Source organism: Amycolatopsis cynarae, from assembly GCF_026802195.1.
GTDB classification, from domain to species: Bacteria; Actinomycetota; Actinomycetes; order Mycobacteriales; family Pseudonocardiaceae; genus Amycolatopsis_E; species Amycolatopsis_E rhizosphaerae.
Genome location: NZ_CP113836.1, coordinates 3,928,362 through 3,940,847, shown reverse-complemented (window position 1 = coordinate 3,940,847; position 12,486 = coordinate 3,928,362). Strand labels below are relative to the sequence as shown.

The window sequence follows — 12,486 nt, the reverse complement described above, 5'->3', positions numbered from 1 at the left end:
GTGTTCACCGGCATCGTCGAAGAGCTGGGTGAGATCACCCACGTCGAGCAGTTGCCCAGCGCCGCCCGGCTCACCGTCCGTGGCCCCCTCGTCACCTCCGACGCCGGGCACGGCGATTCCATCGCGGTCAGTGGGGTGTGCCTCACGGTGGTCGAGGTGTCCGGCGACGAGTTCACCGTGGATGTGGTGGACGAGACACTGCGCCGTTCGCGCCTGGCGAAGATCGCGCCGGGCGACCGGGTCAACCTGGAGCGTGCCACGGCCGTCGGCGACCGCCTCGGCGGGCACATCATGCAGGGCCACGTGGACGGCACGGGCCGCTTTCTCTCTCGTGACGAGAACGGCCTGACCCGGTTCGCGCTGCCCTCCGGGCTGGCCCGTTACGTGGTGGAGAAGGGCTCGATCGCGGTGGACGGCATCTCGCTGACCGTCGCGAGTGTGACGAACGACGAGTTCACGGTGGCGCTGATTCCGACCACACTGGAGTTGACGACGCTGGGCCTGGCCGAACCGGGCGATCCGGTCAACCTCGAAGTCGACGTGCTCGCCAAGTACGTGGAGAAGCTGGCCGCTCCGCACCTGGCCCGGCTCGCAGAGCACAATGGGTTGAAGACCGGCGGGGTACAGGAGGACGCATGAGCATTCGGTCCGACCGGGTGCGGGTGCCCCGCAAGACACAGGAGGACGCGTGACTGCAGGGACGCCGTGCGGGGCCAGGATGCCGGTGGACACCGCGGGGATCGAGCGGGCGATCGCCGACATCGCGGCCGGGCGCCCCGTGGTCGTGGTCGACGACGAGGACCGGGAGAACGAAGGCGACCTCATCTTCGCCGCCGAGAAGGCCACGCCGGAGCTCATGGCCTTCATGGTGCGCTACACCTCCGGTTACGTGTGCGCCGCGCTGACCGAACAGGACTGCGCGCGACTGGACCTGCCGCCGATGTACCACACGAACCAGGACGTGCGCGGGACCGCGTACGCGGTGACCGTGGACGCGGCCGAGGGGGTCAGCACCGGGATTTCGGCCGCGGACCGCGCGCACACCGTGCGCCTGCTGGCCGATCCGGATTCGAAGCCGGTGGACTTCCGCCGTCCCGGGCACGTGGTGCCGCTGCGGGCGAAGGAGGGCGGCGTGCTGCGGCGCCCCGGGCACACGGAGGCCTCGGTCGATCTGGCCCGCCTCGCCGGACTGCACCCGGCGGGCGTGCTCTGCGAGATCGTGTCGCAGAAGGACGAGGGCGACATGGCCCGCCGCGACGAGCTGGAAGTGTTCGCCGCGGACCACGACCTGCAGATCATCACGATCGCCGATCTGATCGCCTACCGCCGCCGCCACGAGAAGCAGGTCGAGCGGGTGGCCGAGGCACGGATCCCGCTGGCGGCGGGCACGTTCCGCGCTGTGGGCTACGACAGCCTGCTGGACGGGATCGAGCACGTCGCGTTCGTCTACGGCGAGATCGGCGACGGTGAGGACATCCTGGTCCGCGTGCACTCCGAGTGCCTGACCGGTGACGTGTTCGGCTCGCTGCGGTGCGACTGCGGTCCGCAGCTGGACGCGGCGCTCAAGGCCGTGGCCGCCGAGGGGCGCGGGGTGGTGCTCTACATCCGGGGTCACGAGGGCCGGGGCATCGGGCTGCTGCACAAGCTGCAGGCCTACCAGCTGCAGGATCTGGGCGCGGACACCGTCGACGCGAACCTCGCGCTGGGGGTTCCCGCCGACGCCCGGGACTACGGCACGGGCGCGCAGATCCTCTGCGATCTCGGGGTGCGGTCGATGCGCCTGCTGACCAACAACCCCGCCAAGCGCGTGGGGCTCGAGGGGTACGGCCTCGAGGTGACGGGGCGGGTGCCGCTGCCGATCTCGCCGAACCCGGAGAACCTGCGCTATCTGCGGACCAAGCGCGACCGCATGGGCCACGACCTGGCCAACCTGGAGGAGTTCGACCAGGTGGGGGCCGAGCTGGACGAGGCGCCGAGCGGGAACGGGAACGGAGCGGCGCGGTGAGCGGCGAAGGACGCCCGGACGTCGGGATCGACCTGAGCGAGTGCGAGGGCCTGCGGCTGGCCATCGTGGCGACCCGGTGGCACGCCAAGATCACCGACACCCTGCTGGCCCGGGCGCTCGCCACGGCCGGTGAGGCGAAGCTGAAGGAAGAGCCGACCGTGGTGCGGGTCGCCGGCGCGGTGGAACTGCCCGTCGTCGCGCAGGCGCTGGCCCGCACGCACGACGCGGTGGTCGCCCTCGGCGTGGTGATCCGCGGCGGCACCCCGCATTTCGAGTACGTGTGCGACGCGGTGACCGCGGGGCTGACCCGGGTGGCACTGGACGAGGGCACCCCGGTCGGCAACGGGGTGCTCACCTGCGACACCGAGCAGCAGGCGCTGGACCGGGCCGGGCTGCCGGGTTCGGCGGAGGACAAGGGCCGCGAGGCGACGCAGGCCGCACTGGACACCGCGCTCGTGCTGAGGTCGCTGCGCCAGCCGTGGACCGAACGAGGTTTCGTGTGAAGACCATGACCGCCAAGGACACTTCAGAAGTGCTCGTGATCCGCCCGAAGCGCGCCACCTGGATGGCCGTGGTGCTGTCGGTGGTGCTGTTCGCCGTGTTCGTCGTCGTGTCGGTACTGCTGCGCGGCTCCCGCACCGGCGTCATCTTCGCGGTGTCGGACCAGATCGCGATGGTGGGCATCGGGGTGGTCCTCGCCGGCGGGGCGCTGCTGTTCGCCACGCCCCGCGTGCGGGCGGACGCCGAGGGCATCGAGGTGCGCAACATCTTGCTGCTGAACAAGAAGCTCGCCTGGCACGAGGTGCTGTCGGTGAGCTTCCCCGACGGCGCCTCGTTCGCCCGCCTCGAACTGCCGGACTTCGAGTACCAGGGCATGCTGGCCATCCAGGCCGTGGACCGCGAACACGCGGTGCGGTCCGTGCGCGCCCTGCGCCGCCTGCACAAACAAGCCTGGGCCGACCGCTGACCCACGCCACTCATCGGTAGAGCTGTCTTCGGTTGTGCAGCAGGGCCTCCTCGAACGCTCAGCGGGAGAGGTCGACGACGACGGGGGCGTGGTCGGAGGCACCCTTGCCCTTGCGTTCCTCGCGGTCGACGTAGGCGTCGGTGACCGCGGCGGCGAACGCCGCGTCGGCGTAGACCAGGTCGATGCGCATCCCGTTGTTCTTCGGGAAGGCCAGCTGGCGGTAGTCCCAGTAGGTGTAGGGCCGGTCGTACTTCAGCGGCCGCGGCACGACGTCGGTGAGTCCCGCGTCGCGCAGCACGGCCAGTGCCTTCCGCTCGGCGTCGGTGACGTGCGTGGCGCCCTCGAACAGGCTGATGTCCCACACGTCGTCGTCGGTGGGCGCGATGTTGAAGTCGCCCAGTACCGCGAGCGGCCGCTCCGCCGAGGTCTCCGCCACGACGGTGGCGCGCAGTGCCTCCAGCCAGCGCAGTTTGTACGCGTAGTGCGGGTGCTCGGGTTCACGGCCGTTCGGCACGTACACCGACCACACGCGCACGCCCCCGCAGGTCGCGCCGATCGCGCGCGGTTCGGTCTCGTTCTCGTACGCGGGTTCGTCGAGCAGCCCGCGGCGGACGTCGCCGAGCCCGACGCGCGAGAGGATCGCCACGCCGTTCCAGCGGCCCAGCCCGTAGGCGGCCACCTCGTAGCCGAGCGCGGTCACTTCGCCGTGCGGGAACGCCTCGGTGGCGCACTTGAGTTCCTGCAGGCACAGCACGTCGGGCTGGGCGGAACCGAGCCAGGCGAGCAGCCGCGGGAGCCGGGCGGCGACCGAGTTGACGTTCCAGGTGGCGATGCGCATGGGCCTGAGAATGGCACACCGTCCACGCCGATGACGGAGGGGTTGCCGGGACTGTCGGGGGTGAGCCATAGGCTTGTGCCGTGGCTGACCCGTCCACCTACCGACCCGCACCCGGGAGCATCCCCGACGAACCCGGTGTGTACAAGTTCCGCGACGCGACGAAGCGGGTCATCTACGTCGGCAAGGCGAAGAGCCTCCGCAGCCGGCTGAACTCCTACTTCGCCGATCTGGCCGGCCTGCATCCCCGCACCCGCCAGATGGTGACCACGGCGGCGAGTGTCGAATGGACGGTCGTCTCCACCGAGGTCGAGGCGCTCCAGCTGGAGTACAACTGGATCAAGGAGTTCGATCCGCGGTTCAACGTCCGCTACCGCGACGACAAGTCCTATCCGGTGCTGGCGGTGACGGTGAACGAGGAGTTCCCCCGCCTGCACGTCTACCGCGGCCCACGCAAGAAGGGCGTCCGCTACTTCGGCCCGTACGCCCACGCCTGGGCCATCCGGGAGACGCTGGACCTGCTGCTGCGGGTGTTCCCGGCGCGCACCTGCTCCACCGGCGTGTTCCGGAGGCACGGCCAGATCGGGCGGCCGTGCCTGCTCGGCTACATCGACAAGTGCTCGGCGCCGTGCGTGGGCAGGGTGTCGGCGGAGGAGCATCGCGAAATCGTCGGCGACTTCTGCGATTTCCTCGCCGGGCGGACCGACGCGATGGTCCGCAGGCTGGAGCGGGAGATGGCCGAGGCGGCCGAGCAGCTCGAGTTCGAGAAGGCGGCGCGTCTGCGCGACGACATCGGGGCCCTGCGCCGCGCGATGGAGAAGCAGGCCGTGGTGCTCGGCGACGGCACGGACGCCGACGTGGTCGCCTTCGCCCACGACGAGCTGGAAGCGGCCGTGCAGGTGTTCCACGTCCGCGGCGGGCGGGTGCGCGGCCAGCGCGGCTGGGTGATCGACAAGGTCGAGGAGATGGACGTGCCCGCGCTCGTCGAGCAGTTCCTCGCCCAGTTCTACGGCGAGCAGGTGGAGCAGGCCGAGCAGACCGCGGACGCCGGATCGCCGGTGCCCCGCGAGGTGCTCGTGCCCGAACTGCCCGCCGACGCGGAGGCGCTCACCGAATGGCTGTCCGGGCTGCGGGGTTCCCGGGTGCAGCTGCGGGTGCCGCAGCGCGGGGACAAGCGCGCGCTGGCCGAGACCGTGCAGCGCAACGCGGAGGAGGCGTTCGCGCAGCACAAACTGCGCCGCGCGGGCGATCTGACCGCCCGTTCCGCGGCGCTGGCGGAGCTGCAGGAGCAGCTCGGACTGGACACCGCGCCGCTGCGGATCGAATGCGTCGACATCAGCCACATCCAGGGCAGCGACGTGGTCGCCTCCCTGGTGGTGTTCGAGGACGGGGTGCCCCGCAAGTCGGAGTACCGCCGCTTCGCGCTGCGGGAGGCCGCCGAAGAGGGAGACGTGGCGTCCATCGCCGAGGTCGTGCGCCGCCGCTTTCACCGCTATCTCAAGGAAAACACGGCCGCCGCGGCGGACGGGCAGGACGGGGGCGCCGAGGGTGCCGAGAGCGGCGAGGCCGTCGAGCCGCCCGCCGGGACGCCCGGTATCGACCCGGAGACGGGGCGGCCCCGCAAGTTCGCCTATCCGCCGAACCTGCTGGTGGTCGACGGGGCGGGCCCGCAGGCCACCGCGGCGGCGGACGTGCTGGCCGAGCTCGGCATCACCGATGTCGCGGTGGTGGGGCTGGCCAAGCGGCTGGAGGAGGTGTGGCTGCCGGCCGATCCGGACCCGGTGATCCTGCCGCGCACCTCGGAGGCGTTGTACCTGTTGCAGCGGGTGCGCGACGAGGCGCACCGCTTCGCGATCCGGTACCACCGGGAGAAGCGTTCGAAGCGGCTGCAGGTGTCCGTATTGGACGGTGTGCCGGGCCTGGGGCAGACGCGCCGGTCCGCGCTCATCAAGCACTTCGGGTCGGTGAAGAAGCTCAAACTGGCCGGGGTGGAAGAGATCGCGGCGGTGCCGGGAGTGGGGAAACGCACCGCGGAAGCGGTGTTCGCGGCACTGCGGGGCGAGGACGGGAAGGCAGGGGAGAGGAAGACATGAGCACAAGCGAAGGGGGCCGCGTGTCGGGGATGGAGGTCGCGGTCGTCACCGGGCTGTCCGGGGCGGGCCGCAGCACCGCGGCGAAATGCCTGGAGGATCTCGGCTGGTTCGTGGTGGACAACCTGCCGCCGGAGCTGATCGAGACGATGGTCGAACTGGGTGCGCAGGCCCGGGGCGCCATCACGAAGGTCGCGGTGGTGATGGACGTGCGCTCGCGCGCCTTCACCGAGGACCTCGCCTCGGTGATCAAGGACCTGGACGCGCGGGGGTACAAGCCGCGGGTGCTGTTCCTGGAGGCCACGGACGCGGTGCTGGTGCGCCGGTTCGAGCACGTGCGCCGCGGTCACCCGATGCAGGGCGACGGCAGGCTCGCCGACGGCATCACCTCCGAGCGCGCGCTGCTCGCCCCGCTGCGCGAAGAGGCCGACCTGGTGCTGGACACCTCGGCCCTGTCGGTACACGACCTGCGCGCCAAGATCGAGGACGCGTTCGGCTCCGAATCGGCCACGCGCACCCGCGTCACCGTGCTGTCCTTCGGCTACAAGTACGGCCTGCCGATGGACGCGGACCTGGTGATGGACGTGCGGTTCCTGCCGAACCCGTTCTGGATCCCGGAGCTGCGCGACCACACCGGTCTCGATTCCGACGTGCGCAACTACGTGCTCTCCCAGGAGGGTGCGGAGGAGTTCCTCGACCGCTACCACCAGTTGCTGCGCCTGATCGGGGCGGGCTACCGGCGGGAGGGCAAGCGGTACCTCACGCTCGCGGTCGGCTGCACCGGCGGCAAGCACCGCAGCGTGGCGATCTCCGAGGAACTGGCCCGGCTGTTGTCCAATGAGGACGGAATGGCGGTCAAGGTGATCCACCGGGATCTGGGTCGCGAGTGAGCCTGGGCAGACCCTTGCGCGCGGTCGCCCTCGGGGGCGGCCACGGACTCCACGCGACGCTGGGCGCGTTGCGCCGGATCACCCCGGACGTCACGGCGGTGGTCACGGTCGCCGATGACGGCGGTTCCTCCGGCAGGCTGCGCCGCGAGCTCGGGCTGTTGCCGCCCGGTGACCTGCGGCAGGCGCTCGCGGCGCTGGCCGGTACCGGCGACGGCGGCCCGCTGTGGGCGGAGGTGTTCCAGCACCGGTTCGGCGGCAGCGGCGCGCTGACCGGGCACGCGGTGGGCAATCTGCTGCTGGCCGGGCTGTTCGAGGTGCTGGGTGATCCGGTGGCGGCGCTGGAGGAGGCGGGCAGGCTGCTCGGCGTCTCGGGCCGGGTGCTGCCCATGTCGGCGGAGCCGCTGGACATCGAGGCCGAGGTGGCGGGCCTGAGCGACGACGGCGAGAGCCATGTCATCCGCGGCCAGGTCGCGATCGCCAGCACGCCGGGGCAGGTGCGCCGGATCCGCCTGCACACCCCCCGGCGGCCCGGCGGGGTGCCCGCCGCCTGCGCCGAGGCGGTGGAGGCGGTGCTCGGCGCCGACGTGGTCTTCCTGGGCCCCGGTTCGTGGTTCACGAGTGTGCTGCCGCACCTGCTGGTGCCCCAGTTGCACGACGCGCTGGTGGCCACCGGGGCGATGCGGATGGTGGTGCTCAACCTCATCCCCCAACCGGGTGAGACGGCGGGGTTCTCCCCGGAGCGGCACCTGGACGTACTCTTCCAGCACGCGCCCGGGTTGCGACTGGACGTGGTGATCGCCGATCGCGCGTCGGTGCCGATGCCGGCCCGGTTGCGCGCCGCGGCGGCGGAACTGGGGGCGCGAGCGCTGCTGGCCGACGTGGCTGACCCGAACGTGGCGGGTTTACACGATCCGGATGCGCTGGCGGACTGTGTGCGGGAAGCTCTCGGACGCCGCTGGGAAGCGGTGGGCCGGGACGGTGAAGAGAGCAGGGAGGGACCATGGCGATGACCGCCGCGGTCAAGGACGAACTCAGCCGGCTGCAGATCACCAAGATCGGGCCGCGGCGGGCCGAGGTCGCCTCGATGTTGCGGTTCGCGGGCGGACTGCACATCGTGGGCGGGCGGGTCGTCGTGGAGGCCGAACTGGACACCGGGTCGGTGGCCCGGCGGCTGCGCAAGGAGATCCACGAGCTCTACGGGCACCATTCGGACGTCCACGTGCTCTCCGCCAGCGGCCTGCGCAAGACCACGCGGTACCTGGTGCGCGTCGTGCAGGACGGTGAGGGCCTGGCCCGGCAGACCGGCCTGATCGACAACCGGGGGCGCCCGGTGCGGGGCCTGCCCGCGGCGGTGGTGTCCGGCGGGGTCGCCGACGCCGAAGCCGCCTGGCGCGGGGCCTTCCTCGCGCACGGTTCGCTCACCGAGCCGGGCCGTTCCTCCTCGCTGGAGGTGACCTGTCCCGGTCCGGAGGCCGCGCTCGCCCTCGTGGGCGCCGCGCGGCGGCTGGGCATCCAGGCGAAGTCCCGTGAGGTGCGCGGTGCGGACCGGGTGGTGGTGCGCGACGGCGACGCGATCGGCGCGCTGCTGACGCGGCTCGGCGCGCACGCCAGCGTGCTGCAGTGGGAAGAACGCCGGATGCGCCGCGAAGTGCGGGCCACCGCCAACCGGCTGGCGAACTTCGACGACGCGAACCTGCGCCGCTCGGCCCGTGCCGCGGTCGCCGCGGCGGCCCGGGTGGAGCGGGCGATGGAGATCCTCGGCGACACGGCCCCGGATCACCTGCTGGCGGCCGGGAAGCTGCGCCTGTCGAACCGGCAGGCCTCGCTGGAGGAACTGGGCCAGCTGTCCGACCCGCCGATGACGAAGGACGCGGTCGCCGGCCGGATCCGCCGCCTGCTGGCGATGGCCGACAAGCGCGCGAAGGACCTCGGCATCCCGGACACCGAATCCGCCGTGACCGCCGAAATGCTCGCCGAAGAAGCCTAGGACCCCCACGGCCAATCCCGATCAGGGCTGCGGACGCTGCCGTGAGGGGTCCCCTCACGGTCGGCTGTGAGGGGACCCCTCACAGGAAATCATTTCAGCAGCGGGGCCAGGGTCGCGGTGATGGCGGTGAGTGTGGCGGTGGCCGCGGACAGCGAACTGCCTTCGGGAGCGTGCGTCAGCACCACCACGACGTAGCGGTCGCCGGTGCCCACCAGTCCGCTGGTGTGCGCGTCCACCCCGCCCTGCCCGGCGGCCCAGCCCTGTTTGACCGCCCACGGCTCGTGCAGCGCCGACGGAATGCCGAAGAACTGGTCGGTCCCGTCGGCGGCGACGCGGGCGGCTCCGCGCAGCGGGTCGAGGATCAGGGCGCGCCGGTCGGCGGGCAGGCCGCAGACATGGCGGTAGAGGGTGACCATGTCGTCGGCGCTGATCCGGGTGTCGCCCCAGCGCCGGTCGACGGTCGGGGGCCGGGTGTCGTGCAGCCCGAGGGCCTGGGCCATGCGCGTGACGATCTGCCCGCCCCCGCCGGAATCCCACAGCTGCTGGGCGATGCCGTCGTCGCTGTAGGCCAGCATCCGGCTCATCCGGGGACTCGGCCGCGCCGGGGTGACCACCCCGCGGTCGAGCAGGTCGAGGGCGATCAGCAGTTTGACCAGCGAGGCCGACCGGAATCGCGCGGCGGCGTTGTCACCGCGCACCGTCCGGCCGGTGGTGCGGTCGAACACCACGATGGCGCGGGCCGAGGCGTTCGCGGCGACCTCGCCGGTGTCGCCGTCCGGGGAACGAACCAGCAGGAACGAGGTCACCAGCGCGGCGGCGGTCACCAGGACGGCGACGGCGCCCACCCAGACGGCGCCGCGGCGGTTCCTACGGTGGGGTACGGCAAGCTGTGTCCGATGATCGAGCATGACCGTCAGCGTCGGGGCCGGGGTTTCGCGTTTCACCGCGGTCTTGTCATGGTTTTGCTACAAGCCGCAGGGACCCGGTGAACGACCGACATAATGGGCCGGTGCCGAACGTGCTGTTGATCGAAGACGACCCCGCGGTCGGTGAGGGGCTGGCACTGGGGCTGCGGCGGCACGGTCACCGCGTCGAGGTGGCCGTGGACGGGGAGCGGGGGCTGACCGCGTTCGCCGCCAGGCACCCGGACATCGTGCTGCTGGACCTGATGCTGCCCGGAATCGACGGATTCGAGGTGTGCCGCCGGATCCGGGCCGCGGGCGGCGTTCCGATCATCATGCTGACCGCGCGGGGCGACGACATCGACGTGGTCGGGGGGCTGGAGGCCGGGGCCGACGACTACGTGGTCAAGCCCGCGCAGCCGCGTGTGCTCGACGCACGGATCAAGGCGGTGCTGCGGCGCGGCACCCCCGGCCAGGAACGGCAGCGGGAGTCCCACGGCGCGCTGGTGATCGACAGGGCCGCGCTCGAAGTGTCCAAAGGCGACACTCCGGTGGCACTGACCCCGACCGAACTCCGCCTGCTGCTGGAGCTTTCCCGCACGCCGGGCCGGGTGTTCAGCAGGCAGCAGCTGCTGGAACTGGTGTGGGACCACGACTTCCTCGGCGATTCGCGGCTGGTCGACGCCTGTGTCCAGCGGCTGCGGGCCAAGATCGAGGACCGGCCGTCCACGCCGGTGTACGTGCGCACCGTGCGCGGCTTCGGCTACCGGTTCGGTCCCGTGTGATCCGGCGCCTGCTGGCCCGCCTCCTGGGCGTCCGGGTGCGCCTGCTGCTGATCGTCACGTTCGTCGCCCTGCTCGCCACGATCGGGGCGACCGGCGCCAACTACGTCGACGCGCGCCGCACCGTGCTCGCCGCCGCACAGGACCAGGCGATGCGGAAGCTGCGGGACGACGTCGACGCACTGGCTCCCGCCATCCCGATGCCACCGGACCAGGCGGCGCTGGACGAGCTCGTCCGGTCGGTGCCCGGGGCCGCAGGGGCCTTCTATGGCAATGTCGTTTCGCGGTACGGCAGGCCGGGCACCGTCCCCGCCGAACTGCGGGCGGCGGTGCACGCCGGATCGGAAATGCGGTTCCAGCGGGTGGTGAGCGACGGCTGGCCCGCCCTGTGGGTGGGGATGCCGGTGCTGACCGTGGACGCTTCGTTCCACCGGCACCCGTCGGGGCTGGAGGTCTACGCGTGGTACGACTTGAACCAGCCGTCCGCGCAGATCCAGGCCTTCACCGAGAACGGCTGGCGCACCGCCGCGGTGGCGGTGCCGATCGCGGTGCTCATCGCCTGGCTCGCCGCGAGTGCGGTGCTGCGGCCGGTGCGGCGCCTGCGGGACGCCGCACGGCGGCTGGCCGAGGGGGAGTTGTCCGTGCGGCTGCCCGCCAGGGGGAACGACGAACTGGCCGAACTGGTGCGCACGTTCAACCACGCCGCCGCCCGCCTGGAGGTTTCGGTGGGGGAGTTGCGGCGCATGGAGGCCGACGCGCGCCGGTTCGTCGCCGACGTCTCGCACGAGCTGAGAACCCCGCTGGCGGCGATGACGGCGGTGAACGAGGTGCTCGACGACGCCGCGCTCGCCGGGGACACGGGCACCGCCGCGCGCCTGGTCAGCTCCGAAACCCGCAAACTCGCCCGGCTGGTCGAGGATCTGATCGAAATCTCCCGGTTCGACTCCGGCGCCGCGCGGCTCGACCGCCGCCCCACCGATCTCGCGGAACTGGTCTCGGCGAGCCTGCGGGCACGCGGGTTCACCGGGCAGGTGGAGACCGGGCTGCCCGCCGGGATCATCGCCGAGGTCGATCCGCGCCGGATCGACGTGGTGGTGGCCAATCTGGTCGGCAACGCGCTGCGGCACGGTGAGCCGCCCGTGCTCGTCCGCCTCGGCGAGGCGGGGGGACTGGCGGTGCTCACCGTCGTGGACCACGGCCCGGGACTGTCCGAGGACGTGCTGCCCCACGTGTTCAGCCGGTTCTACAAGGCGGATGCGGCACGGACCCGGTCCGAAGGCAGCGGTCTCGGGTTGTCGATCGCGCTGAAGAACGCCGAGCTGCACGGCGGACGTCTCGAGGCGGGCAACGAACCCGGAGCCGGTGCGCGGTTCGTCCTGACCCTCCCGAAGACGGCGGCGAAGACGGGGGAGCCGTGAAACGACTGCTGGCGTTGCTGATTTCACTGCTCGCGCTCAGTGGATGCGGAGTGCGGCCGACCGGCGTGGTCGCGGCGGGGGAGCCCGCCGTGGGCGTCGGAACCGGCCCCGCGCTGTACTTCGTCGTGGCGGGGCGGGTGCGGCCGGTGACCCGGCCGCTCGGCTATCTCGGCGATCCGGCCACCGCGCTGCGGCTGCTCGCCGAGGGGCCCACGCCGGGAGAGGCCGCGGCCGGGTCCGGCACGGCCTTGCCACCGCATCTCGGACTTTCGGTGCTCGGTTTCCGGGAGGGCTACGTGACCGTGTGGATTTCCCCGATGTCGGCGAGTGATCCCTTTGTGCTGTCGGAGACGGCGATCGAGCAGGTCGTGTGCACGACGATCACGGCGTTCGTGCGGACCGGAACCGGCGGGAGCGGGGTGATGGTGCAGCTGACCGGAACCCAGCAGCTGGCCGCGACCCGGCCGCTGGCCTGTACCGCCATCGGGCAGTGAGCCGATGTAGAGGCGGTGTTACGTAGGACACCAGTCCTGCCGTATCTCGTAACCTAGCGGTTTCATGGCGGCGTGATTGGTGAAACCCGACCCACAGACTCTGGGCCTTGGCCGTG

The 12,486-nt window shown here is 71.7% G+C and carries 13 protein-coding genes; 11 read left to right on the top strand and 2 right to left on the bottom strand.

From position 1 onward, the window contains the following. The 4 genes from ORV05_RS18765 to ORV05_RS18750 all read left to right on the top strand — a co-directional run bounded on the left by ORV05_RS18765 (position 1) and on the right by ORV05_RS18750 (position 2,972). Positions 1 to 639: a riboflavin synthase gene (locus ORV05_RS18765; protein ID WP_144589199.1), complete on the top strand. Its 639-nt coding sequence runs from the start codon at positions 1 to 3 to the stop codon at positions 637 to 639. 79 nt (positions 640 to 718) lie between these two features. Further along, positions 719 to 2,005: a bifunctional 3,4-dihydroxy-2-butanone-4-phosphate synthase/GTP cyclohydrolase II gene (locus ORV05_RS18760; protein WP_268759813.1), complete on the top strand. Its 1,287-nt coding sequence runs from the start codon at positions 719 to 721 to the stop codon at positions 2,003 to 2,005. Next, positions 2,002 to 2,508 (top strand): 6,7-dimethyl-8-ribityllumazine synthase, encoded by a 507-nt coding sequence (gene ribH / locus ORV05_RS18755; RefSeq protein ID WP_268440740.1) that lies wholly within the window; start codon positions 2,002 to 2,004, stop codon positions 2,506 to 2,508. The genes ORV05_RS18760 and ribH overlap by 4 nt, the downstream gene beginning before the upstream one ends. A 5-nt stretch (positions 2,509 to 2,513) precedes the next feature. Then, positions 2,514 to 2,972 (top strand): PH domain-containing protein, encoded by a 459-nt coding sequence (locus tag ORV05_RS18750; RefSeq protein ID WP_268759812.1) that lies wholly within the window; start codon positions 2,514 to 2,516, stop codon positions 2,970 to 2,972. Between the two features lie 58 nt (positions 2,973 to 3,030). On the opposite strand, the gene ORV05_RS18745 is transcribed toward ORV05_RS18750, so the two are convergent. Beyond that, entirely contained in the window at positions 3,031 to 3,810 is a 780-nt protein-coding gene (locus tag ORV05_RS18745; protein ID WP_268440738.1) for an exodeoxyribonuclease III, read from the bottom strand. 80 nt (positions 3,811 to 3,890) lie between these two features. Here ORV05_RS18745 and uvrC point away from each other — a divergent pair, with 80 nt between their 5' ends. Genes uvrC through whiA form a run of 4 tightly spaced genes read left to right on the top strand, consistent with a single transcriptional unit; the run spans position 3,891 to position 8,774 of the window. Then, positions 3,891 to 5,900, top strand: coding sequence for an excinuclease ABC subunit UvrC (gene uvrC, locus ORV05_RS18740; protein WP_268440736.1), 2,010 nt, complete (start codon positions 3,891 to 3,893; stop codon positions 5,898 to 5,900). Between the two features lie 29 nt (positions 5,901 to 5,929). Further along, the gene (rapZ, locus tag ORV05_RS18735) at positions 5,930 to 6,787 is read left to right on the top strand and encodes an RNase adapter RapZ (protein ID WP_268759811.1); all 858 of its coding nucleotides are present in this window, start codon (positions 5,930 to 5,932) and stop codon (positions 6,785 to 6,787) included. A 14-nt stretch (positions 6,788 to 6,801) separates the two neighbouring features. Further along, the gene (locus ORV05_RS18730) at positions 6,802 to 7,797 is read left to right on the top strand and encodes a gluconeogenesis factor YvcK family protein (protein WP_268759810.1); all 996 of its coding nucleotides are present in this window, start codon (positions 6,802 to 6,804) and stop codon (positions 7,795 to 7,797) included. Next, a complete protein-coding gene (gene whiA, locus ORV05_RS18725; protein WP_268440734.1) occupies positions 7,788 to 8,774 on the top strand; it encodes a DNA-binding protein WhiA in 987 nt (328 codons plus the stop codon). The genes ORV05_RS18730 and whiA overlap by 10 nt, the downstream gene beginning before the upstream one ends. Before the next feature lie 89 nt (positions 8,775 to 8,863). Here the strand turns inward: whiA and ORV05_RS18720 are convergent, their stop codons facing one another. Next, positions 8,864 to 9,682 carry a serine hydrolase gene (locus ORV05_RS18720; protein WP_268440732.1) on the bottom strand — a complete coding sequence of 273 codons (819 nt, stop codon included), beginning with the start codon at positions 9,680 to 9,682 and terminating at the stop codon, positions 8,864 to 8,866. 101 nt (positions 9,683 to 9,783) lie between these two features. Between ORV05_RS18720 and ORV05_RS18715 the strand changes: the two genes are divergently transcribed. From ORV05_RS18715 to ORV05_RS18705, 3 genes are read left to right on the top strand one after another with little or no spacing between them, the layout of a single operon-like run. After that, a complete protein-coding gene (locus ORV05_RS18715) occupies positions 9,784 to 10,461 on the top strand; it encodes a response regulator transcription factor (RefSeq protein ID WP_268440730.1) in 678 nt (225 codons plus the stop codon). Then, positions 10,458 to 11,876 (top strand): sensor histidine kinase, encoded by a 1,419-nt coding sequence (locus ORV05_RS18710; protein ID WP_268440728.1) that lies wholly within the window; start codon positions 10,458 to 10,460, stop codon positions 11,874 to 11,876. The genes ORV05_RS18715 and ORV05_RS18710 overlap by 4 nt, the downstream gene beginning before the upstream one ends. Next, positions 11,873 to 12,370 carry a hypothetical protein gene (locus tag ORV05_RS18705; RefSeq protein WP_268440726.1) on the top strand — a complete coding sequence of 166 codons (498 nt, stop codon included), beginning with the start codon at positions 11,873 to 11,875 and terminating at the stop codon, positions 12,368 to 12,370. The genes ORV05_RS18710 and ORV05_RS18705 overlap by 4 nt, the downstream gene beginning before the upstream one ends. The last annotated feature ends 116 nt before the right edge of the window (positions 12,371 to 12,486 follow it).

Bases quoted from the DNA above. Each gene is read 5' to 3' on its own strand.
- ORV05_RS18760 (WP_268759813.1), top strand. From the start codon at position 719: ATGCCGGTGGACACCGCGGGGATCGAGCGGGCGATCGCCGACATCGCG.
- ORV05_RS18750 (WP_268759812.1), top strand. From the start codon at position 2,514: ATGACCGCCAAGGACACTTCAGAAGTGCTCGTGATCCGCCCGAAGCGC.
- ORV05_RS18745 (WP_268440738.1), bottom strand. From the start codon at position 3,810: ATGCGCATCGCCACCTGGAACGTCAACTCGGTCGCCGCCCGGCTCCCG.
- rapZ (WP_268759811.1), top strand. From the start codon at position 5,930: ATGGAGGTCGCGGTCGTCACCGGGCTGTCCGGGGCGGGCCGCAGCACC.
- whiA (WP_268440734.1), top strand. From the start codon at position 7,788: ATGGCGATGACCGCCGCGGTCAAGGACGAACTCAGCCGGCTGCAGATC.
- ORV05_RS18720 (WP_268440732.1), bottom strand. From the start codon at position 9,682: ATGCTCGATCATCGGACACAGCTTGCCGTACCCCACCGTAGGAACCGC.